Source organism: uncultured Paracoccus sp., from assembly GCF_947496875.1.
Taxonomy (GTDB): domain Bacteria; phylum Pseudomonadota; class Alphaproteobacteria; order Rhodobacterales; family Rhodobacteraceae; genus Paracoccus.
The window spans coordinates 1-21,012 of the sequence record NZ_CANMEH010000022.1 but is presented as its reverse complement, the minus strand read 5'-3'; the positions used below and the strand labels follow the sequence as shown (position 1 = coordinate 21,012).

The window sequence follows — 21,012 nt, the reverse complement described above, 5'->3', positions numbered from 1 at the left end:
ATGCCACGGAGCGGGGAATGAAAGCCGGCCGCCGTCAGCGCATCCGCGAGGCGTCCACGGGCGGGCCCCAGGTCAGCGCGACCGCGGCCGCGCGGACCTGCGGAATTGCCAGCAGCGCCTGCTCGACGCCGGCGCGCGGGTCAGCGATTCCCGCGCCGCACCAGAAGGCGATAGCCGCTGCCGTCGGCGGCATGATTGCCGACCCATCGGTGCCCGCGCGCCTGCAGCAGAGGCAGCAGGAACAGGGGCTGGCGGTCGAGGAGCGCGAAGACCACCTCCCCCGGCGCGACGGCCTCCAGAGCGGCGAGGATGCGGGTCATGGGCTCCGGCGGTTCGAGCCCGGTCACGTCGAGCAGCCGCACCGGCACGGGCCAGTCGGCGGCGTCGAGCGAACTTCCCGCTGCCAGGGCTCCGGCCGCGCGGCTGAAATCCACCTGCCAGTCCTCGCCGCCGAGCTGCCGCTCCTCCCACGTGAAGCCGCGCTTCTCCATCACCGCAAGCAGCGGGACCAGGCGGAATGGCGCGATCAAGCGCAGGGTATGCTGTGCGGGGAGACTCTCGGCCGCCTGCATGATGGCGGCGAACGGCTCCTTTCCCGTGGCGAGCATGGGGCGGACATCGATGGTGACGGCGGAGCTCATGGCATCTCGCCCGTCATCGCCGCGCCTCAGCCGAAGACCGTTTCGTGGCCCCGCGCGTCGAGCGCGCGGACCTCGATGCCGGGAAGCCCCGCCAGCGTGGCGCGGATCGCGACTTCCGGGGCGAGCGACAGGCCGGTGGAGAGCGCGTCGGCCAGCCCCGCCTCCGGCGCAATCACCGCGATGCGCTGCCAGTCCGAGCGCGCCGCGCCGCTCGCGGGGTCGATCAGGTGGGGCAGGCGGCCCTTGGGGTCGAAGGTGAAGCCCGCGGCCTCGGTCACTGCGAGGGCGCGGTCGGCCAACTCGATCTCGCCGCCGCGGGCCAGCCCGACGCGCCATGCCTTCGTGGCCGAGCGCCCGCCCAAGGCGCGGATCTCGCCCATGTCCACCAGCGTGCGCTCGGCCCCGGCGGCGCGCAGCATCTCCACGATGCGGTCGGTGATGAACCCCTGCGCGATGCCGTTCAGCGTCAGTTCCTGCCCCGCGTCCATGACGATGCGCCCCTCGCCGACCCGAACCCGGTCGAAGCCGACCAGGTCGCGCGCAACCGCCCGCGCCTCCGCATCGGCGCCGGTCGCATAGGCCCGCCAGAGCGGCTGGACGGTCGGATCGAAGCGCCCGCCGGTGGCGGCGTGGACTTGCCCGGCCAGCCGCAGCGCCTCAACCATCTCGGGGCTCGGCGCGGCGAGAACCCCGGCCCGGTTCAGCCGCGAGAGCTCGGAATCAGCCCGGTAGAGGGTGAAGATGCGCTCCAGCCGCCGCAGTTCCACCTCGACCCGGCTCAGGATCGTCTCCGCCTTCGCCGGGTCGGGGTGGTTCAGGATCAGCGTCGCCTGCGCCCCCATCGACTGGCCGCGCCACACGACCGCCTCGGGCCCGGCGCCGGCGAGGGCGGGCCGGCCCAGCAGCCCCGCGCCGGCCATGGCGGCGGCGATGGTGATGAAGCGGCGGCGGTCAATGCGTGGCATGTTCATGCTCCGCCGGATCGACGTCGGGGAAATCCTCGCCGGCGGTGCCGTCGCCCAGCACCTGCTCGAAGGTCAGGTCGGCGAAGGCGAGGACGGTGCCGCCCTTGTCGGCAGCGAAGGCTTCGGCCGCCTCGGTGGTCGAGAAGGGCACCAGCTCCTGCCCGCCCATGCCGCCCTGCGCCGACGACTCCACGACGTAGAAGGCCTGCGTCGCATCGACCCAGTTGTCGGCGCCCGGATCGTCCCAGCTCTGCGCACGGCCCATGTCCGAGACATAGAGCGCGGCGTAGTCCTTGGGCTCCTCCGGCATCATCGAGAAGGCCACCGTGTCGCGGGCCGAGGAGAACCAGAACGGGTCCAGCCCCTCGGCCAGTATCACCTGGCCCTTCGGTCCCTTGTGCTCGACCAGGTTCATCCCGCAGTACCGGCCGACCGCGTCGGCGGTGAGGGATACCGGCGGGACGGTCGCCACCTGTTCCTCCCGGCAGGCGCCAAGCGGCAGCAACAGGAGCGCGGCGAGAAGGACGCGTTTCATCACAGGTTCCTCCGCGAGAAGACCAGCATGGCCGCCGCCAGCGGCACCAGGCACCATGCCACGAGCGCGGCCACCAGCAGGCCGGGCGTCAGGCCGGAGTTGTCGAAGACCCCGCCCATGCCCGACAGCATCGAGGACGAGCCCTCGCCCAGCGTCAGCAGGCGGTAGGCGTCGGTCGGGTTCAACACCAGCGCCAGGTCCATGATCCAGCCGGAGATGGCATGCCCCCCCTGCGCCACGAGGAAGGCCAGCAGCGCCATGTCGTAGATCGCCACGAACAGCAGCCACAGGCCGATCGAGATCCCGGCGGCGGTCGAGCTTTCCTGCACCGCCGAGGACGCGAGCAGCCCCAGCGACAGGAACACCGCGCCGAGCAGGATCGAGGCCGCGGTCATCACGACGAACGCCTGCCACCCGGCCGAGCCGTTCTGCCAGACGACGAAACCGGCGGCAAAGGAAAAGCCGATCACCGTCGCCAGCGTCAGGATCGCAAGCTGGCCCAGGAACTTGCCCGCGACGATCTGCCAGCGCGCGAGCGGATGGCTGAGGAGCAGAAGCAGCGTGCCCCGCTCGGCCTCGCGGGTGATCGCGTCGTGCGAAATCAGCAACGCGATCAGCGGCACGAGGAAGATGGTGAGGCTCGCGAGCCCCACCACGACCACATCGAGCGCCGCGGTTGAGGTCGAGCCGGTCGGCGCCGAGCCGAGCGCGGCGATGGCCGAGGCCAGCGCGGCCATCAGGATCGTGGTGGACACGACCCAGCGGTTCCGCATCCCCTCGGCGAGTTCGCGGCGGGCGATGGTCAGGACGGCCGGAGTGCGTGCGGCCTCGGCGGCGCGGCGCTTGGCTGCGGGCATGGCGATGGATGTCGCTTCGGTGGTCATGCGGCCTCCCGGCGCAGGAAATGCGCGTAGATGTCGTCGAGGCTGGGATCTTCCAGCGTGATGTCGCGCGCGCCTGCGTCGAGCGCGGCGCGCAGCGCGGCGGGCTTCTCGGCCTCGGACAGCTCCAGTTGCCACATGTCGCCCACGCGGCTCGCGCGTTGCGGCGCCGCCTCGGCGTGGAAGCGCAGCCGCGAGGGCAGCCCGGCCAGCCGGCGCAACTCGGCCATCGTGCCGTCGGCGATCAGCCGGCCGCGGTTCATGACGATGACGCGGGCGGCGTGGTCCTCGAGCTCGGTCAGCGCGTGCGAGGACAGCATCACCGTCGCGCCGTCGCGGGCGAGGTCGGCCACGATGCCGTAAAGCTCGCGCCGGAGAGCCGGGTCGAGGCCCGAGGTCGGCTCGTCCAGCAGCAGCAGCCGCGGCTGCCCGAGGATCGCCTGCGCCAGCCCGAGCCGCTGCCGCATCCCCTTGGAATAGCCGCGCACCGGGAGATCGGCGGCGTCGGCGAGTCCCACGCGCGCGAACAGCGCATCGCAGTCGCCGACCGGAACGCCCTTCAGCCGGGCGTAGAAGGCCAGGGTCTCGCGCCCCGAAAAGCTGAGGTGGAACTGCACGCTCTCGGGCAGATAGCCGAGCGCGCGGCGCGCATGGGTGCCGTGGGCGGGGTCGGCCCCCAGGACCGACAGCCTGCCGCCGTCGGGGCGCGTGAGGCCCAGCATCATCTTGATCTGCGTGGTCTTGCCCGCACCGTTGTGGCCGACCAGCGCCACGACCTCGCCGGGCATCAGGCTGTAGCTCAGGTCGTGCACGACCGCGCGGCCGCCATAGACCTTGCGAACGCCGTCGAGGATCACCGTTTCCAGCGTCATGTCAGAGCGGCCTTTCGGAATTGGGGAACATCAGCGGATGGCTGTCGGTCACGCCGCCGGGGAGGACCGAGGGAAAGCGGCTCTGCGCGAAGCGGATGATCTGCACCGCCGGGCTCGTCATCAGCATCCGCGCCTGCGGGGCCGTCCACATCACCTTGTCGATCATGTCGTTCGGCCGGTAGACCGAATCCGCCAGCCCGTCGCCGTCGAGGTCGAAGGCCGAATTGTCGGACCAGTAGTTGCCCACCCCCTCGTCGGACCATTCCAGCGTGCGGGTCCCGACGTATTTCACCTGGATGCGGTTGTCCACGAAGTCGTTGCGCGACATATGATTGCCTTCCGATCCCGCGGTGAAATGGATGCCCATGCCGCAACCCTCGAAGTGGTTGCCGGTGAAGCTGTTGCGGTTGGCGTTGTAGAGGAACACGCATTTCGTCGGCGCGATGAACTCGCTGCCGGACAGCTCCTCGGGTTCGGGAACGCCCTCCTCTCGGGTCTGGCCGAGGTCACGCCAGCGGGCCGGGTCGGCGGGATGGCCGATCACGCGGTTGCCGCTGAGTTCGGAGTTGTTGGCCGAGTTGAACAGGAAGCCGTAGTCGCGGTCGTTTTCCGAGCTGTTGTTCATGATCTTCAGCCGTTTCGAGAACATGATGGCATAGCCCATCGCGTTCCCGACCGAGACGTTGCCTGACACCTCGCTGTCGTTGGTGTACATATAATGCACGGCGAAGCGGACGCTCTCGAAATGATTGTCGCGGAAGATGTTCTGCTTGGAGGCATTCGAGAAGATGCCGTCGCGGCCGAGGGTGATGTGGTTGCCCTCGATCACCGCGCCCGGCGCGTTCCAGACCGTCACGCCGTTGCCGAGATCCTGCTGCCGCCCGGAGCGGCCGACGATGGTGTTGCCGCGCACGATCGAATCGTCCGAGCCGTGGATGCGGACGCCGTGCAGGTTGTCCTCGAGCCGGTTGCCCTCGACCAGCGCCCGGTTCGAGGTCTTGTCGAGGAAGATGCCCGCGTTCATCTCGGCCCGGTCGTCGCCCGAGCGGATGATCGTCAGGTCGCGTATGGTGACGTCGTCCGCCGTCACTCTGATCACGCTGTCTTCGTTCTGCCCGTCCACCACCGCGCCGGACTCGCCCCTGAGCGTCAGGGCCTTGTCGATGACGAGGGGGCCGCGCCAGCGGCCCTCCCCGAGGATGATCTCGTCCCCTGCCTGCGCCTCGGCCAGCGCGGTGGCCAGTTCGGCATCCGACGCGGGTTGCAAGGTGGCTGCCGAAAGCGGCGCGGCCGAGAAGGCCGCGACGCCGAGCGCCAGCAGGGTGCGGGCGAAGATCATACCGCGCGCGGCTCCACCAGCATGCGGCCTTTCATCTCCATGTGCATCGCATGGCAGAACCACGAGCAATAGTACCAGTAGACGCCCGGCCGGTCGGCCTTGAACGTCACCGACGCGGTGGCCTGCGGCGCGACCTCCATGTTGATGCCGTAGTTGATGATCGAGAAGCCGTGGGTCAGGTCCTCGATCTCGTCCACGTTGGTGACATGGACCGTCACCTCGTCGCCCTGCTGGACGGTGAAGCTGTCCAGCGCGAAGGTCGGCGCGGATGACCACATGTAGACCCGCACCTTGGTCGGGTCGTCGGCGTCGCGGATCACCTCGGCGTCTGAGGTCAGGTCGATGCCGTCGGCCTCGGCCTGCCGCACCGCGTCGGCGAACATCGGGTCGGCGCGGTCCCACAGATTGACGGGGTTGAGGATCGAAGCGTGCACGATCGTCGCATCATGGGGCTCGGCGAAGGTCGGGCCGTCATGGACGATCACCATCTCGTCGCCCGAGATGTCGATCAGCTGGTCGCATTCGGGCTTCAGCGGGCCGACGTTCAGGAAGCGGTCCTTCGAGAACTTGTTGAGCGAGATCAGCCAGCGGCCGTCCGCATCCTTGGTCTGGCCCATCGAGGTGTGGTTGTGGCCCGGCTGGTAGTGCACGTCCAGCTTCTGCCGGATCGGGTCCACCTCCTCGCCGTTATAGGCGCGGATCGCGTCCTCGATGTTCCACTTGCAGATCTGGCTGTCGATGAACAGCGTCGTGTAGGCGTTGCCGCGCCCGTCATAGGCGGTGTGCAGCGGGCCGAGGCCCAGCTCCGGCTCGGCCACCACGGCGTCGCGGGGCTCAATCTTGCCGGCGAACAGATCGTCGAAGCGGCGCACGTCGAACACCGTCACCGTGGGCGCCAGCTTGCCGGCGGCGACGACGTGGATGCCGTCGGGTGCGGTGTTGATGCCGTGCGGGCCGTTGGCCACCGGAATGTAGCGGCAGAAGGGGTTGTTCTCACCCCGGCCGTTGACCACCGGCACGCCGTTGCGGGCCTCGGCCTCGCCCGCGGCGACGGCGGCCTCGATCGCCTGGATGTTGAACACCGTCACCCAGTCCTCGTCCGTCTCCATCATCTCGGGCAGGGTGAAGCCCTTTTCCGAGTTGTAGCAGGTCGCGAAGGCGTATTTGCCCTGATAGTCGGCGTCGATGTTGTCGAGGTTGCCGTCCACCTCGACCTGCCAGGCGACCTCCATCGTGTCGCCGTCGATGGCCGTCATGATCGAGACATAGGCCGCCGGATCATTCATATCCCCGGTGCCGTTATTGGGCTGCGGCACCCCGTCCTCGCCATTGGCGAAGACATAGCCGGTGCGCGGATATTTCTGCAGACGCAGGCCGTGCACGGTGTGCTGGTTCGGGAGCTCGATGATCTTGTCGCACTTCATCACGTCCATGCGGATGCGGGCGACGCGGGTGTTGGCCTTGTCGTTGATGAAGACGTAGCGCCCGTCATAGGTCCCGTCGCTGAAGGACATGTGCGGGTGGTGGGCGTCACCGTTCAGGTAGATGCCGCCCTTGTCGGCGAGATAGGCCCGCGTCTCGGGCGTCAGGCCTTCGGTCAGGATCTTCCGCGACTCGTTGGTCTGACCCCAGCCGGTGGCGCTGTCGCGGTTGAAGACCGGGATGCGGATCAGTTCGCGCATCGAGGGCAGTCCCTGGATGCGGATCTCGCCGGACTGGCCGCCCGAGGTGAAGACGTAGTATTCGTCGAGCTCGCCCGGGCCGACATGCGAGGACTGCGCCCCCGCCGCGCCGCCCGCCGTCTGCGCGGCGGCAGGGCCAGCCAGCCCGACGGCCGCGGCGCCGGCGCTCGCGCCCAGCAGCGCGCGCGAGGCGATCCCGCCCGCGCCCGCACCGGCGGCCGCGACCGCCACCGAGGTGCCCAGCAGCTGCCGGCGGTTGAGGCGCATCTTCTTGTCGTCGTCCATGTCAGGCTCCTTCAGGTTTGGGAGAGGTGGGATCGGCCTTGCGCTGCTGCGCCCGGAAGGCCGGGGGCGCCCTGCCGGCAGAGGCGGCGGAGGTGGCGCTCGAGACGGGGGTGCCTCCGATGGCGCCGGTGGCCGGTTTCAGGGCGGGCGGGGCGCCGCCCGCGCCCGGCATCTTCGGCCCGCCGCTGCGGGCGATCTTCTCGCGCCGCGCCTTGACGGCCATCATGTGCGGGCAGCGCTCGTCGTCGTGGTAGAGCACTTGGCAGTGCATGCAGTAGATGCACTCGTTGACGTTGATGTTGCCCTCGGGGTGGATCGCCTGCACCGGGCATTCGTTGGCGCAACGGTGGCAGGGCGAGCCGCATTCGGGCCAGCGCTTGAGCCATTCGAACATCCGGATCCGACCGGGGATAGCCAGCGCCGCGCCCAGCGGGCAGAGGTAGCGGCAATAGAAGCGCTCGATGAACAGTGTCGGCAGCAGGCAGGCCAGCGCGAACAGCACGAAGGGCCAGGGGCGCATGAAGTTGAGGATGATCGCGGTCTTGAAGGGTTCGACCTCGGCATAGACCTCGGCGCGGGCCAGCGAATAGAGCGAGAGACCGAAGAGGCCGATGAAGATGATGTACTTGACCGGCCACGCCCGCTCGTGGATCGCCCAGGGGACGGCGTACTGGGGGATGCGAAGCTTCTTCGCGACGGTGTTCGTCAACTCCTGCAGCGCGCCGAAGGGGCAGAGCCAGCCGCAGAACGGTCCCCGGCCCCAGAACAGCAGCCCCGCCGCCACCGCGATCCAGAGAATGAAGACCAGCGGCGCAGTCAGGAAATACTCCCACGAGAAGCTGCCGGACAGGAGCGAGTTGAAGAAGGTCAGGACGTTGACGACCGACAGCTGCGCGTTCACCCACCACCCCATCCAGACCAGGATGAAGACCAGGTAGGCGCGGCGGATCCAGGTGAACATCACCGGGCGCCGCACCAGCAGGTCCTGGAAGAAGAAGATCAGCGTCAGGACGCCCAGCGCCAGCACGGTGACGGCGATGTTGATCCGGTTCATGTCCCAGATCGTCTTCCAGAGCGGCGGGCCGAGTGCGTCATCCTCCATCGGATCGCCCACGGTCGCCTGCGCCTGCGCTTCCGAGACGGTCGCGGCCGAGATGGCGGCGGCGTCCGCGACCAACGCCGAGGCGTCCGCGGGCGGCGCCGGCACCGGCTCCGGGGCGGGCAGCATGTAGTGCTCGGGCAGCTGGTAGCCGAGGGCGAAGGGCAGCGTGGCAATGTCGCGCGCGGCGACCGCGCGGTGGACGAGAAGCTGCAACTCGAACGGCTCGGTCACGTCGAGCGTGAAGCTCTCGGGCACCTGGTAGAGTGCGATCTCGCGCAGCCGCGGGGCGCCGGCGGCCGCGAGCGCGGGCAGCCGCGTGTGGTTGCGGTCCTGGAAGCGCACGCCCTGGCCGTCCTGGAGCAGCTCGATCCGGTCGAAGACGCCGCCGCGCACGTAGCCCGAGCCCTTGAATGAATAGGCCCCGTCGCCCGCGACCAGAACCGCGGCCTGCCCGGGCTCCAGCCCTGCCACCATCCGCTCATAGGTCACGTTCCCCAGCAGGCTGCGCCCGATCGCCGGGACCGAGACCGGCGCGATGTAGAGCTGAATGAAGGTATCCTCGGGGTTCGAGGTCTCGGGGTTCGCGGCCGCGACCGGCTCGCCGGCCTCAGTGAAGGCCTCGCTTACCTCGCCCACGCTCAGCACCAGCGAGCGGACCGAGCCGTCGCCCAGCAGCGTCTCCCAGTCCTGCACCTCGGTCACGGCCGGGTCGAGCTCGCGCTGCACCTCCGCGACTGGGGCCGCGGCAGCCTCGGCCCCCGGCCCGCCCAGCCGCCCCGACCGGATCAGCGGCACGGCCGAGCGCACGACGCTGTCGCCCATCACCAGCACGGTGACGGTCGCGCCGGCGACGATATCGACCTGCGGCGGACGCGCCTCGCCCGCCGAGACCCGGCCGAGATCGGCGCCGATGAGGCTATTGACGGCCTTGATCACCCGTTCTTCGGGAATCCCGATCAGCACGATCGGCTCGTGATGCTCGACGAGGTTGATGCCGTGGACGATCCCCTCGGGGTCGATGCCCACCAGGATGTGGATCGGCTTGCCGGAATAGCCGGTCGAGGGCGTGAACTCGCTGTTGAGATAGGCGTAGCCCAGCACCTCCTGCCCGCGCAGCACCGGCACGATCGCCGGGCTGCCCTCGGGCGTGCCGTAGCCGTCGGCGCCCTCGAAGAGCTGCGACGGCTCGGTCATCCCCAGCGCCTCGCCCAGCGTCATTGCCCGCGCGAGCCCGGCCGAGCCCGCTGCCATCAGCACCGCCAGCATCAGCATCCAGAGCAGGCGGGGGAGGCGGGAGAGAATCATGGCGGGTTCCGACTTCAGGAGTGGCGACAGGTTTCGACCATCTCGGGGCGCGGGACTTTGCGCTGACGCAAGCTCCACGAGGATGCGGGCATTTCTTCCGAGAGGCAAGCGCACCGGCTCGAGCGCGGCCGGGCTGCGGTTTTGGCAGGTCGATGACTCTCCCGGACGGCACGATCCCCTTCGGAACCCTGTGACCTTCGTCGCGTGACCAGCACGGATCGCAGCGGCGACCGCCGCGCGCCGGTTGGATGGAGCGGCATCCGCCCGGACGCGGAGCCGACTCCGGCGCCCACGCCCGAAGCGCAGAAGACCACGAAGTCCGTCGCCAACATTTACTCCAGCGCCTCGCAGTCTCTCGTGCAGGGCAGCGACAAGCACGAGAGCCTCTGGGGGACCGGGGGTGTCCAGCAGACGCTTGCCGGCGGTATCCCCACGCGGTTCGGGCGCTGCTCGACCTCGTCGAGGGCTGAGCCACCCTGTCAGGCGCCTTGCTCGGGCGAGCTTGGGGCGCGAAGCGGACCTCCAGACAAGCTGCCGTGAAGGAGGAGTCCCCGCCGTTGGTGCCGTTCCTTCCGCGGCTGCAAGTCTGTCCGAATTTCGTCCAGACCAGGAAATCGGCGTCCCACAGCCTCAGAAGCCGAGCGGCAAAAGGCTCGTTCTCGCCCTTGGGCGCGCTGAGGCCCCACCCCCGAGCAGATGACGTCCGCGCGGCGTCTGTAAGAAGCGTAACCGACCACCAGGTCGGCCCACTGCCGGTTTGCATAGCAGCGTAATGGTCATAGATGCTCCGATGGTCTGCCAGTGACTTGCTGGCAGGCATCCTCCAGGGAGAAAGCAGACGCCATGCCGGACCTCCAGACGATCCCCACACTACTGGTGCGGGCCATCGGGACTCATGCGAGCCTCCCGGCCATGGCGTCCGGCGACGGGAGGAGGCAGCTTTCCTACGGCAATCTGGGCAGCTTCGCCGAACGCATGGCGCCGCATCTGTCCCAGGCATCGGTCGTGGGCATCTTCGGGGCGCCCGGAGTGGCGATGGCGGCGAGTGCCACCGGCTGCGTCATTCATGGCGTGCCCTTCGTGCATCTCGACGCGGCCATGCCGCAGATGGTGTTGCACAACATCGTCGCCGAGCTGGGTGTGACGCTGATCATCACCTGTCAGGCCGCCGCACCCGGGCTTCTGCCCGGCCATTGCGAAACGCTGGATGCAAATGTCCTGCTGACCGATCTCGAGGCCGCGCCCTCGGCTTCGCTGCGTGCTGCCGAGGTTGCCCCTGACTGGCCGATCTACCTAGTGGCGACCTCCGGCACGACGGGGCAGCCCAAGTGCATCCCCGTCGCGCATGATGCGGCCTGCCTCTCCTACGCGTGGCGCGACGCCTACACGCCTTACGGTCCGGGATTTCGAGTCGGCATCTACATCTTCGCCATCTGGGAGATATTTCGCCCGCTGCGAGCAGGTGCCGAACTGTGGTTCCCCGATCCGGGGACGCTGATGGCCCCGCGCGCGCTGGCGGAGTTCCTGATCGGTCACCGGATCGACGAGATGCTGTTCACGCCGTCCTTCTACGACACGTTCCTTGCGGCACTGGATGCGCAGACCGTCGCCGCCCTGCCGCTGCGGCGCATCGTGCTCAACGGCGAGGTGGTGGGCGACGATCTCATCGCGGCATCGCTGAAGAAGGCTCCGGGAGCCGAGCTGTGGAACCTCTACAGCATCTGCGAGACCCATGATGTGAGCATGTCGCGCCTGACGGCGCCTGCGGGGGGCGGCCCGGCCTCGGTCGGCATGCCGATGCAGCACCTGCGCGCCGTCATACTCGACGAGTCCGACACACCGTGCCCGCCCCACACGCCCGGCCGACTGTTTTTCGAGGGGCCTCGCATGCTGGGGTCGGGCTATGTCAACCGGCCCGAAGAAACGCGCCTGCGCTTCCGAAACCTCCGTCTCGAGGGGCTCGAGGTCCGGCTCTACGACACAGGGGACGAAGCGTGGCTCGACGCCGATGGCGCGCTGCACATCGAGGGCCGCATCGCCCACATGCTCAAGCTGCGCGGCCATTCGATCCAGACGCGCGAGTTGACCGAAACGATGCACGCCTCTCTCGCCTTCGGGCAGGCCATTCCCTGGGTCTCCGAGGTGAAAGGGCGGGGGCAGTCGCTGATCTTCTACTATGCCGCCGACGCCGGACAGGCATCCGTCAATGCCGAGCGATGGGGGATCGGACCTGGTACCACGCGGATTCCCCCCGCGCTTGCGGCCGCATTGCGGCAGGTGCTGCCGGCCTACTGCGTGCCCAGCTATCTGGTGCAGATGGACGCGATTCCGCTTCACCCCGTCTCTGGCAAGGCCGATCCGCGCTCACTGCCGCCCGTCCTCGATGAGGCAAGGGGGACAGCTGGAGAGGGCGCCGCAGCCGGGCATGTGGTGCTCGCCGCAGCCGAGGTCCTGCATCTGTCGCCGGACCGGATCGACCCCGCGCTGAGTTTCCATGACCAGGGCGGCGACTCCCTGTCCTGCGTTGCCATGATGCTCCGGCTGGAGAAGGCCTATGGCCGGCCGGTCGACTTCGATCTGGCGATGAACGTGCCATTGCGGCGGCTCGACCAACTTCTGACGCAAGGCGTCGGTCCGCAGCCCGTTCCGCACGGCTTCGATCGGCCGGGGATCCTCCTCACCGGCGCGACGGGCTTTCTCGGCGGGCACGTCCTCGCCCGGGCGGCACAGGACTTGCCGCCGGGGCATCTCGTCTATTGCCTCGTGCGCGACAAGAGGCGCGATGCCCGGGAGCGGCTGGACGAGGCGGCGCGCGCCCATAGCGTCGCCCCGGACCGCTACGCACTGGTGCCCGGCGCGCTGGACGCGCCGCGTTTCGGATTGGACGACGTCGCCCATGATGCGCTGGCCTCATCCGTCAGTTCGGTCGTGCACTGCGCGGCGACCGTCAACATGGCGATCGGCGAGACCGAAATGCTCGACTGGACCATGCGCGGCACAGATGCGGTCCTCGCATTCTGCCACGCGGCCGGGGCGGATCTGCGCTTCACCTCCTCCAGTGCCGTTTTCCCTGCCAGCGGCGGACCCTGGCCCGAGAGTCCGACGCGCCCGTGGGACGGCATCACCGGGTACGGCGCTGCCAAGATCGCGGTTGAAGAGGCCATCGTGACCTCCGGCATTCCCGCGGCCATCGTGCGGCTGCCCTCCCTCTACGATCTCAAGGGCGCGAACGCCCATGACCTCTACGAGAACGTCATTGCCGCCTCGGTGCGGGCGGGCGCATGGCCGCGCGGCCTGTGCTTCCCGATGACCGACGTGACTGCCGCGTCGGCTTTCCTGCTGGGGCCGATCACGGGGCTTGAGGCGCGATTCTACAACCTGATCGGCGGCGGGGTGGTTGCCGATCACTCCGGGGCGATGGCCGTGCCGGACTGGCTTGCTGCCGTGGACCTGTCAGCCGGCATCGCCCGGGTGATCGGCACCTCTCCCGAGACAATGCGCGCCGACGCGCGGTTCGACACCGATGCGGCCCGCTCAGCCTGGGCGTCCCTGTCGAACGCGCCGTTCGAGTCGATCAGCGACGGTGGCGCCCTGCTGGCGCGCCGGGCGGCGGACTACCAGGCCGAGCCGGCGTTGACCTGATAATCCGTCATGGTGATCGCGCGCGCCGCGTCGCTGACGAGAAACGCGGCCAGATCGGCGATCTCCTCCGGCTGGACGAGCTGCCGCTGCGGATTCGAGGCGGCATAGTCGGCCCGCACCTCCGCCCGCGGCTTGCCGGTCGCCTTCACGTCGGCTTCGATGAACTGCACGAGCATCTCGGTCTCGACCCAGGTGGGGCTGATCGACACGCAGGTGATGCCATGCGCCGCGCCCTCCAGGCTGACGCAACGCCCGAGCCCGAGAAGACCCGCCTTGGACGCGCAGTAGGCGGCGTTGTTCTCCATCCCGGCATGCGCCGCCATCGACGCGATATTCACGATACGCCCCCAGCCCGCCGTCTTCATGTGCGGCATCGCCGCGCGGATCATGCGGAACGTGCCGGACAGGTTCGTGTCGATCTGATCGTCCCAGACAGCGTCCGGGTGGCCGATGACCGGCGCCTCCTCGTAAAGGCCGGCAGCATTCACGAGAATGTCCACGCCGCCGCGCCGCGCCGTGACACCCGCTACGAATGCGGCCGCGCTCTCACTGGAGCGCACGTCGAGCGGGGCGACGTGTAGATGACCGTTCTGTGGCCCAAGAATACCGCGGACGAACTCCGCATCGCCGCCCCGCCGCGCGCCGACGGTGACGTCGATCCCGTCGCGGATCAGCCTGCTCGCGATGGCGCGGCCGATGCCCGACAGCCCCCCGGTTACGATTGCCGTCCTGTTGCCTTTGACCATGCCGTCGTCGCCTTCTTCCGCTGGTCCGGGCGGGGTACGTCAAACAGGGCGCGATTGCACCGGAAATTACCATCAGGCATTCTGCTGGAAGAGACCTGAGCGAATGCGTTCACCCGATGTCGCCATCCACTCCAGCCGCAGCCTCCGACATTTCAGGATCAACGCGGATCTGCGGCGCCCATCCTGCGCTATGGTCCGCCCGCCAGTGAGCCGACGATAACGAAAGTAGGAGCGTCGAGGTCTATCTCACCGTTGACAGAGAGCCGGCTACCATCCTGGGAAAACTTGAACTGCATTCGGGATCGTCGGACTGCCGTTTCAGTTCGATCAGGATTGCATCTCGAATTTGCTCTTCAACGAAGTGCTCATTTGACTCGTGAGTGGCGAAACATCCCGGCCCGCAGCGGCTGGGGCTCGTAGAAGGGCTGCGATCGTCGTGGTCCGGCTACGGAGGCGACCGGATGACCAGACTTTCCGACACCCAGCCGATCATCCTTTGCCGCACGGCACGGCACGAACACCGTACCGCTCTGACGCTGCCGAAGATCCGGCGCGGCGGGGCTGCCGCCAAGAAAGGGGATGCCGACCTGCGCAAGTGTGAGCCCGTCTAGCGCGCGACCGGCGACGGCCACGGCATGACGCTGGTCGCCACCGAAGCGGGACTCGCCGGCATCAAGGTAAAGTCGGGGGGACGCGATTCCCGCGCCTGCGGGCGCGCTGGACGAATCCGGTCCCGAATGGGTGACGACCGCCTTCGCCGAGGGCGTTGGCATTGGGATCATCAGTCCATCCTGTTTCGTTGGGAGGAGCCCGAGGCCGACTTTCCCGGCTACAGAAGCGGCCGCAGGGCCATCTGTGCACCCAGGAGGAGCAGAAACGCGAGGAACACGCGCCGGAATGTTCCGGGATTGAGCCGGCCGCGAAGCCTCTGTCCCGCCCACATTCCGGCCAGGGCGGGAGCAAGGGCCAGAACCGACAGACCCATCGTCTCGGGGGCAAAGGCACCATGCGCGCCCAGCCCGGCGGCCAAGGCAACAGTCGAGACAGTGAACGACAGCCCCAGCGCCTGCACCAGATCGTCCGGCGACAGTCCAAGCGCCTGCAGGTAAGGCACTGCCGGAAAAACGAAGACGCCAGTGCCGCCGGTCACGATGCCAGTCAGTGCGCCGGTCAGGGGCGACAGCCACGGCTCGTCTCTGGCAGGAACGCGAAGCTGCCGGGCGAACAGCGTGTAGCTAGCATGCACCACGAGCGCGATCCCAAGCGCCGTAGTCGTTGCACCGCTGTCGCCTCCGGCCAGCCATTGCGAACCCAGCATCTTGCCCGCACAGATCGCCAGCATCATCGGCCAAAGCCTGCGCACAAGCGGCCTGAGGGCGCGGCCGGCCAGCAGCTGCCAGATGTTGGTGACGAGAGAAGGCACGATCAGGAGGCTCGCGGCCGCCAGCGGCGAGATGAGCGCGCCAAGCACGCCCATCGCCACTGTTGGCAGGCCCATGCCCGTGACACCCTTGACCGCGTCGGCCGCGAAGAAGGTCATTGTGGCGGCAAGAAGGAAAGGGATGGAAAGTTCACTCATACCACGCGTGATATTCTGCTGCCGGTGCACAATCGTGAAACCTGGGGCCGTGCTCGGCTGTGCCGCGTGTTCTCTTCTCACTGTATCGTCTGCCGGCGCGTCGGTTCCACCAATCTTCGTCTGTTGCTGGCCGAAGCGGGCAGCATCATCCAGGGGACAGCGGAGGTCGGACTGTCTGTTTAGGCTGCCGGCGGGCCGTTGCTGAATCAAGTTCAGCGGCTCGAATTGCCACGTTGCACGTCTGCTTCATGCCGCATCCTCTTTGTCCGCTGCTGGCCCAGTGGGCCGCCGGGTCTCACCTGCGCGAAAGTTCCGCCGTCACCGTCGAGGAGCGCCTCTTGCCCGTGTCCGCCCGCCAGCCGGTTGCGCTGCAAATGTTTCGCGCCGAATTGGCTCGCGCAGTCGGTGTGACGGCTCAAGCAATCGGATATCATGAGGCAGGTGATCGTCGTCCGGATATGTCGCTCCAATTGCGGCTTGCCGAAGTGCTACAGCAGCCTGTCGGCTTCTTCCTTCGTCGCACTAGCGTATCGCCAAAATACATCGGAGCCCGCTTCTTTCGAAGCGTCGGTCCAAAAAACAATAAGACGAACCACGCGTTAAGCGTGAGGACGTCATGGCTTTTCGAGCTAGTGTGCTTCCTCTCAAGGTTCGTCAGGTTGCCGACAGTAAATCTGCCAGTCGAAATCGCTCCTCCGCAGCATGGACGCTACTCGCTCAGCGAGATTGAAGAGATTGCCACTGGGGTACGACGGCATTGGACCCTTGGTGATGGCCCCATAGCCAACATGGTCGCACTTCTTGAGACGCATGGCGTCATTGGTGCGCGCTTTGAGATTGGCGCTGAAAAGATTGATGCGTTCTCTGCTTGGATTGACGGGCGGCCCTATGTCTTTCTTGGTTCAGACAAGGGCTCATGTGTGCGCTCGCGTTTCGACGCTGCTCATCAGTTAGGTCACCTCATTCTGCATGCTGATATCTCCCAAGAAGATTTGGAGAGTGAAGAAATCAGGGACAGGATCAAGAAAGAAGCTAACTGGTTCATCTAGCACATCTCGCTGGACGGCGTGATCCAGGCACCGGGCGGGCCAAACGACGACGGTGACTATCCTTTCGGAGGATGGGCCGTGCCGCATGCCGATCCCGCTCTGGGCGAGGCCATTGACGCCGCGCATGGCGAGAGCTTCGACCTGCTGCTGGGCCGGCGCACCTACGACATCTTCGCCGGATACTGGCCAAATGCCGGGAAGAGCCCCTTGGCGGACAGTCTGAACGCGGCCACCAAGTTCGTCGCGACCCACCGCCCGGAGAGTCTCGCATGGGGGCCGGTCGAGGACCTGGGTGCGGAGGTCGTCGCAGGCATTCGCCGCATCAAGGACCAGAGCGGGCCGGATCTGATCGTCTGGGGCAGCTCGACACTGACCCCGGTGCTGCTCGGCCATGATCTGGCGGATGAGGTTCTGCTGCTGGTGTTTCCGGTGCTGCTCGGCACGGGCAAACGCTTCTTTTCGTATGTATCGCCGCCCCGCGAACTAGCGCTGGTCAGGTCGCAGGCCGCGTCCTCCGGCGTGGTCATCAGCACCTACAGACCGGCCGGCCCGTTGCGCACCGGATCCTTTGACGAGGATGGGTGAGGCCCTGCGGTCGAACACCCGGTTGAGCAGTCATCGGCGAAGATCTGCGCTTGGGGAGCCGTCCGTCGCTAGCCCAGCAATCCTGCTGCGGCTAAGCAAGCACCCAGGGCGAGGCCAGCCGCTCTTTTGCACCGTCACGTCAGGACATTCGTGAGGATCAAGAACAGCACCGCTGACAGCAATGCGGCGGCCGGCACCGTGATCACCCAGGCGGCGAGAATCGTAGCCAGATGCGAACGCCGCACGACCTTGCGCCGGCTGCGCTGTTCCGGGGTGCTTTCCGCGTCGATGCGCAGCTCTCCCAGCATCCGCTCATGATACCATTCTCGGAAGAAGCCCACGCCGAAGATGCCGCCGATGGCGATGTGGGTCGAGCTAACGGGCAGCCCCAGCCAAGACGCGAGGATCACGGTCACTGCGGCAGACAGCGCCACGCAATAGGCCCGCATCGCGTTCAGCCGCGTGATTTCGCTGCCGACAATGTTGATCAGCTTCGGACCGAACAGCAGAAGTCCCACGGATAGCCCAACCCCGCCGATCAACATCACCCATAGCGGGATTGCGACGCGGTCCGCGGCGCCGCCTTCCTGAACCGCGTGGACGATGGCGGCCAGAGGGCCGACCGCGTTGGCCACGTCATTCGCGCCGTGCGCGAAGGACATCAGCCCGGCCGAGAAGACCAACGGAATTGCGAACAGCTCCTTCAGCGCCTTTTTGCGGTTCTCCAGCCCGGCACTCTGCCGCCGGATGATCGGCCTCATGAGCGCGGTGACGGGCAGTGCCACGGCCAGCCCGATCAGGACCGCCGTGCCGAAGCCGATCTTGGCGACCTTGGTGAGCCCCTTCAGGGCGAGATAGATGGCGAACACACCCGCCATCACCCCGATCAGGACCGGCACCCAGACCCGCGCCGCCGCCATGATGTCGGGGCGGTAGATGATCCGCGACTTGATGAAGGCAAGAAACAGCGCCGCGATAATCCCGCCCATCAGCGGCGAGACAATCCAGCTGGCGACGATCGCCCCGATCGTCGCCCAGTTCACCGCTGCGAAGCCCGCCGCGGCAATGCCCGAACCCAGCACGCCCCCGACGATCGAATGCGTGGTCGAGACCGGTGCCCCGAGCCAGGTCGCGAGATTGATCCACAGGGCCCCTGCGAGCAGCGCCGCGAACATGGCCCAGATGAATGTCCCTGGATCGCTCACGGCTTCCGGCGCGATGATTCCCCGCGACACCGTGCCGACCACATCGCCCCCGGCAATCAACGCGCCGGCAGTCTCGCAGATGGCCGCGATCACCAGAGCCGATCCGATGGTCATCGCCCGGGCGCCGACAGCGGGTCCCATGTTGTTGGCGACATCGTTGGCGCCGATGTTCAGCGCCATATAGGCGGCGACCACGCTGGCGGCCACGACGATCAGCGAGCCGGGATGCACCCCGAACAGAGAAGAAACGGCGAGACCGACAAGGACGACGAACGCCACCGAGACTCCCAGTCCGATCAGCGGCCTTGAAACATAGGCAATCGCTTGCTCGAGCGCGGTGAGGCGTCCCAGATCCTTGTTCAGCGTCTTCCATGATTTCGGCTCGGAATGCGCCATGAAAGCCACCTCGTGACACAGATGCGACGTGTCGTATCAAGCCCGGGGTAACGCGACAATCCTGCTCACCGTGCTGTTCACCTATGCCGTCCTGCCCGGCCTCGACACCGCCTATCTGCCGAGGGGAAATCCCGCGCGACCACGAGTGAGCGGGTGGGGATCTGGACGATCATCGCCTCGCTGGTGATCTCCATCCTGCTGACGCTGGGCCACAACTGGCGCCGGCGCGCCGCCCAGCGCTCCCACGAAGAAGGAGCTCGCAAGGCGCGCCGCCCGCGCCGGCCGCCCCGGCTGCTAGCTGCAGCGTCGCGTTTGCCCCGCTCCACTCCAGGCGGAGGAGGGTGGGCCCGATCGGCGACGCGGCCGTTGATCGTAACGATGAGGGGAGGATCAGCATGATCCGTATCGTCTGCAGCATGATCCGCATGGTCTGATGCCGAACGCGACTCTTTGATATCTGGACTTGGACAGGCTGTGACGCGTCGTCAGATCGTGCGAGAACAGAACTCGCAACATCGCGATAGAGATCCTGATGCGAGTGCTGCCGACCGACACTGGAAACGCGTCCATCATCCTTTCCCGCTGGACATCATCCGAGTAGTGGCGCGACCCTCAACGGGGCGCGAGAGCACAAGGCCAGCGGGGTCAGCGCAGTCTTGCATCCCTCGGACGACGGCCGGCGGAGTTCGAGCGAGATGGCAGAGCAGTCGTGGATCGGTGTTCTCGCGTGGCTGGAGCCGGCATTTCTCCGTCGATCTGCCCTTCGTGCGCTTTGCCCGGAACACGCTCGTGCTCAGCCTCGCGGGGCTCGCCCCTGTGCTGACGGTCTATGTTCTGCTGGCGCCCGGGCTCTGGAGGCATCTCGCGGCTTCCGACGTGGGGCTAGGGCGCTTCGTGCGGCAGATCGCGACCAACGGCCTGCCGGTGGTTTTCGTGATCAACATGCTCGGCCTTCTTTTTCATGCGCAGATGCGGCGCGAGGGTCTGAGCCCGGTCCGCATCCTGGCGATCGACATCTCGGCCAGGATCGGTGCCTTCATAGCCCCGCACATGCTGATCTACCCGGCTTCGGCGCTGCTGTTCGGCTCGTTCGGCGGCGACCCGCTGCAGGCCCTGAGTGTCGTCGCGCCGACGCTGTCGCAGTCAGCTGCCTTCCCGAATCTTTCCGGCGTCTATCTCTATGCCACGCTCGCAAGCGCCCTTACGTGAGCTCCTGGATGCGGTAGGCCAACCGGCTCTCTAGGAACGCTCGGCTGTTGATCGGCGCCGTCGTGGCAAAGATCGTCTGCCACTCCGACTTCAACTGGGTGAAGGACATGGACTTCAGCGCGGTCAGGCGCGCGGGGATGGGATCGGGCTTCGTCATGCGTTTCTCCGGTGAGTTGGAGTTGCATGACGGCATTGGTCTTGGGGATAGTGTAGGCAACTTTCCCCATTATCGTCAGATACTTCACGCTCATCTTGCCCGAGCAGCCGAACCAGCCCGAGCGCAAGCAGGCCGCACAGTTCGGCGCGGTGCTCAGCGGCGCTCATCTGGTCGGGAGGGAGCGGGTTCGGGCGTTTCATGTTTCGGTGGCCATGATCGATGGTGTGCTACCGATCAAAAGCCCCAGCCGCCCGGGACGGGACATCACAAAGGAACGGGATGCGGAAAAGCGAACAGGGAGAGAACATCAGGGCTTGCGGATCACGGATTATTCCATGATTACCAGGTTTTTAATCAATCGAGAGCAGTTGTTCATTGAGGTGAGTTCATGGCGCGCAAAGAATCCCCGATCGGTCCGCATGTTCTGGCGCTGATCGAGGATGCGCGCGTCGACCTCGCCCGAGCTGCCCTCGCCGTGCGCGAGGGCGACAACGAGCCGGATTTCAAGCTGCCCGAGGACGTTCCCGACCTCGCCGACGAGGAAGCGGTCGAGGCGTTTCGGCAAGCGCTTGTCGAGACGCTGTCGGACTTTGACCGCGATGACCTTCGACCTGCGGAGCAGAGATCACGAAGGATCCGAGCCCTCGCCGAGAAAAAAGGCGTCACCTCTCTCACCACCATTGTCGATCAACAACTCGAGAACCCCCAGTCGCAGGAGTTTCACCGACAGCCGGATGAACTATGCAGGAGCATCTGGGCATAGCCACCACGCTACGGACCCAGGTGGAGCGCAGCCCCAGCGCTCATGCCGGTCTGCGTGGATTGGCAGCCTTGGGC

Annotated in this window: 19 protein-coding genes; 7 read left to right on the top strand and 12 right to left on the bottom strand. The window is 67.1% G+C overall.

Annotation, left to right across the window (positions count from 1 at the left end; genetic code table 11):
* Nucleotides 1-140: 140 nt before the first annotated feature.
* From Q0938_RS16570 to Q0938_RS16535, 8 genes are read right to left on the bottom strand one after another with little or no spacing between them, the layout of a single operon-like run.
* Nucleotides 141-641, bottom strand: coding sequence for a DUF2249 domain-containing protein (locus tag Q0938_RS16570; RefSeq protein WP_299364724.1), 501 nt, complete (start codon nucleotides 639-641; stop codon nucleotides 141-143).
* 26 nt (nucleotides 642-667) lie between these two features.
* Nucleotides 668-1,606 (bottom strand): FAD:protein FMN transferase, encoded by a 939-nt coding sequence (locus Q0938_RS16565; protein WP_299364721.1) that lies wholly within the window; start codon nucleotides 1,604-1,606, stop codon nucleotides 668-670.
* On the bottom strand, nucleotides 1,593-2,141 hold the full coding sequence (locus Q0938_RS16560; protein ID WP_299364718.1) for a nitrous oxide reductase accessory protein NosL: 549 nt from the start codon (nucleotides 2,139-2,141) through the stop codon (nucleotides 1,593-1,595). Before Q0938_RS16560 ends, Q0938_RS16565 begins: the two co-directional genes overlap by 14 nt.
* Nucleotides 2,141-3,025 carry an ABC transporter permease gene (locus tag Q0938_RS16555; RefSeq protein WP_299364716.1) on the bottom strand — a complete coding sequence of 295 codons (885 nt, stop codon included), beginning with the start codon at nucleotides 3,023-3,025 and terminating at the stop codon, nucleotides 2,141-2,143. Before Q0938_RS16555 ends, Q0938_RS16560 begins: the two co-directional genes overlap by 1 nt.
* Nucleotides 3,022-3,894, bottom strand: a complete 873-nt coding sequence (locus tag Q0938_RS16550; RefSeq protein ID WP_299364714.1) for an ABC transporter ATP-binding protein — start codon at nucleotides 3,892-3,894, stop codon at nucleotides 3,022-3,024. The genes Q0938_RS16555 and Q0938_RS16550 overlap by 4 nt, the downstream gene beginning before the upstream one ends.
* A 1-nt stretch (nucleotide 3,895) precedes the next feature.
* On the bottom strand, nucleotides 3,896-5,233 hold the full coding sequence (locus Q0938_RS16545) for a nitrous oxide reductase family maturation protein NosD (protein ID WP_299364711.1): 1,338 nt from the start codon (nucleotides 5,231-5,233) through the stop codon (nucleotides 3,896-3,898).
* Nucleotides 5,230-7,200, bottom strand: coding sequence for a TAT-dependent nitrous-oxide reductase (gene nosZ, locus Q0938_RS16540; RefSeq protein ID WP_299364709.1), 1,971 nt, complete (start codon nucleotides 7,198-7,200; stop codon nucleotides 5,230-5,232). The genes Q0938_RS16545 and nosZ overlap by 4 nt, the downstream gene beginning before the upstream one ends.
* Before the next feature lies 1 nt (nucleotide 7,201).
* On the bottom strand, nucleotides 7,202-9,607 hold the full coding sequence (locus tag Q0938_RS16535; protein ID WP_299364707.1) for a NosR/NirI family protein: 2,406 nt from the start codon (nucleotides 9,605-9,607) through the stop codon (nucleotides 7,202-7,204).
* An 843-nt stretch (nucleotides 9,608-10,450) separates the two neighbouring features.
* On the opposite strand from Q0938_RS16535, the gene Q0938_RS16530 reads away from it, so the two are divergent.
* A complete protein-coding gene (locus Q0938_RS16530; RefSeq protein ID WP_299364704.1) occupies nucleotides 10,451-13,249 on the top strand; it encodes an AMP-binding protein in 2,799 nt (932 codons plus the stop codon).
* Here the strand turns inward: Q0938_RS16530 and Q0938_RS16525 are convergent.
* Nucleotides 13,222-13,995, bottom strand: a complete 774-nt coding sequence (locus tag Q0938_RS16525; RefSeq protein WP_299364701.1) for an SDR family NAD(P)-dependent oxidoreductase — start codon at nucleotides 13,993-13,995, stop codon at nucleotides 13,222-13,224. The genes Q0938_RS16530 and Q0938_RS16525 overlap by 28 nt on opposite strands.
* 461 nt (nucleotides 13,996-14,456) lie before the next feature.
* Here Q0938_RS16525 and Q0938_RS16520 point away from each other — a divergent pair, with 461 nt between their 5' ends.
* Nucleotides 14,457-14,606: a hypothetical protein gene (locus tag Q0938_RS16520; protein WP_299364698.1), complete on the top strand. Its 150-nt coding sequence runs from the start codon at nucleotides 14,457-14,459 to the stop codon at nucleotides 14,604-14,606.
* A gap of 218 nt (nucleotides 14,607-14,824) precedes the next feature.
* Here the strand turns inward: Q0938_RS16520 and Q0938_RS16515 are convergent, their stop codons facing one another.
* Nucleotides 14,825-15,574: a sulfite exporter TauE/SafE family protein gene (locus tag Q0938_RS16515; RefSeq protein WP_299364695.1), complete on the bottom strand. Its 750-nt coding sequence runs from the start codon at nucleotides 15,572-15,574 to the stop codon at nucleotides 14,825-14,827.
* Between the two features lie 248 nt (nucleotides 15,575-15,822).
* Between Q0938_RS16515 and Q0938_RS16510 the strand changes: the two genes are divergently transcribed.
* Nucleotides 15,823-16,623 carry an XRE family transcriptional regulator gene (locus Q0938_RS16510; protein WP_299364693.1) on the top strand — a complete coding sequence of 267 codons (801 nt, stop codon included), beginning with the start codon at nucleotides 15,823-15,825 and terminating at the stop codon, nucleotides 16,621-16,623.
* A gap of 3 nt (nucleotides 16,624-16,626) precedes the next feature.
* Entirely contained in the window at nucleotides 16,627-17,208 is a 582-nt protein-coding gene (locus tag Q0938_RS16505; protein ID WP_366942773.1) for a dihydrofolate reductase family protein, read from the top strand.
* A gap of 134 nt (nucleotides 17,209-17,342) precedes the next feature.
* On the opposite strand, the gene Q0938_RS16500 is transcribed toward Q0938_RS16505, so the two are convergent.
* On the bottom strand, nucleotides 17,343-18,809 hold the full coding sequence (locus Q0938_RS16500) for an inorganic phosphate transporter (protein ID WP_299364690.1): 1,467 nt from the start codon (nucleotides 18,807-18,809) through the stop codon (nucleotides 17,343-17,345).
* 789 nt (nucleotides 18,810-19,598) lie between these two features.
* Between Q0938_RS16500 and Q0938_RS16495 the strand changes: the two genes are divergently transcribed.
* Nucleotides 19,599-20,018 carry a hypothetical protein gene (locus tag Q0938_RS16495; protein ID WP_299364688.1) on the top strand — a complete coding sequence of 140 codons (420 nt, stop codon included), beginning with the start codon at nucleotides 19,599-19,601 and terminating at the stop codon, nucleotides 20,016-20,018.
* On the opposite strand, the gene Q0938_RS16490 is transcribed toward Q0938_RS16495, so the two are convergent.
* Nucleotides 20,011-20,175 carry a DUF2924 domain-containing protein gene (locus Q0938_RS16490; RefSeq protein WP_299364685.1) on the bottom strand — a complete coding sequence of 55 codons (165 nt, stop codon included), beginning with the start codon at nucleotides 20,173-20,175 and terminating at the stop codon, nucleotides 20,011-20,013. The genes Q0938_RS16495 and Q0938_RS16490 overlap by 8 nt on opposite strands.
* A 95-nt stretch (nucleotides 20,176-20,270) precedes the next feature.
* Here Q0938_RS16490 and Q0938_RS16485 point away from each other — a divergent pair, with 95 nt between their 5' ends.
* Together Q0938_RS16485 and Q0938_RS16480 are read left to right on the top strand one after the other, a co-directional pair.
* Nucleotides 20,271-20,609 carry a hypothetical protein gene (locus tag Q0938_RS16485; RefSeq protein ID WP_299364683.1) on the top strand — a complete coding sequence of 113 codons (339 nt, stop codon included), beginning with the start codon at nucleotides 20,271-20,273 and terminating at the stop codon, nucleotides 20,607-20,609.
* The gene (locus tag Q0938_RS16480; protein ID WP_299364681.1) at nucleotides 20,564-20,938 is read left to right on the top strand and encodes a hypothetical protein; all 375 of its coding nucleotides are present in this window, start codon (nucleotides 20,564-20,566) and stop codon (nucleotides 20,936-20,938) included. The genes Q0938_RS16485 and Q0938_RS16480 overlap by 46 nt, the downstream gene beginning before the upstream one ends.
* Nucleotides 20,939-21,012 lie beyond the last annotated feature (74 nt).

Bases quoted from the DNA above. Each gene is read 5' to 3' on its own strand.
- Q0938_RS16570 (WP_299364724.1), bottom strand. From the start codon at position 641: ATGAGCTCCGCCGTCACCATCGATGTCCGCCCCATGCTCGCCACGGGA.
- Q0938_RS16565 (WP_299364721.1), bottom strand. From the start codon at position 1,606: ATGCCACGCATTGACCGCCGCCGCTTCATCACCATCGCCGCCGCCATG.
- Q0938_RS16560 (WP_299364718.1), bottom strand. From the start codon at position 2,141: ATGAAACGCGTCCTTCTCGCCGCGCTCCTGTTGCTGCCGCTTGGCGCC.
- Q0938_RS16555 (WP_299364716.1), bottom strand. From the start codon at position 3,025: ATGACCACCGAAGCGACATCCATCGCCATGCCCGCAGCCAAGCGCCGC.
- Q0938_RS16550 (WP_299364714.1), bottom strand. From the start codon at position 3,894: ATGACGCTGGAAACGGTGATCCTCGACGGCGTTCGCAAGGTCTATGGC.
- Q0938_RS16545 (WP_299364711.1), bottom strand. From the start codon at position 5,233: ATGATCTTCGCCCGCACCCTGCTGGCGCTCGGCGTCGCGGCCTTCTCG.
- nosZ (WP_299364709.1), bottom strand. From the start codon at position 7,200: ATGGACGACGACAAGAAGATGCGCCTCAACCGCCGGCAGCTGCTGGGC.
- Q0938_RS16535 (WP_299364707.1), bottom strand. From the start codon at position 9,607: ATGATTCTCTCCCGCCTCCCCCGCCTGCTCTGGATGCTGATGCTGGCG.
- Q0938_RS16530 (WP_299364704.1), top strand. From the start codon at position 10,451: ATGCCGGACCTCCAGACGATCCCCACACTACTGGTGCGGGCCATCGGG.
- Q0938_RS16525 (WP_299364701.1), bottom strand. From the start codon at position 13,995: ATGGTCAAAGGCAACAGGACGGCAATCGTAACCGGGGGGCTGTCGGGC.
- Q0938_RS16520 (WP_299364698.1), top strand. From the start codon at position 14,457: ATGACCAGACTTTCCGACACCCAGCCGATCATCCTTTGCCGCACGGCA.
- Q0938_RS16515 (WP_299364695.1), bottom strand. From the start codon at position 15,574: ATGAGTGAACTTTCCATCCCTTTCCTTCTTGCCGCCACAATGACCTTC.
- Q0938_RS16510 (WP_299364693.1), top strand. From the start codon at position 15,823: ATGCCGCATCCTCTTTGTCCGCTGCTGGCCCAGTGGGCCGCCGGGTCT.
- Q0938_RS16500 (WP_299364690.1), bottom strand. From the start codon at position 18,809: ATGGCGCATTCCGAGCCGAAATCATGGAAGACGCTGAACAAGGATCTG.
- Q0938_RS16490 (WP_299364685.1), bottom strand. From the start codon at position 20,175: ATGACGAAGCCCGATCCCATCCCCGCGCGCCTGACCGCGCTGAAGTCC.
- Q0938_RS16480 (WP_299364681.1), top strand. From the start codon at position 20,564: ATGGCGCGCAAAGAATCCCCGATCGGTCCGCATGTTCTGGCGCTGATC.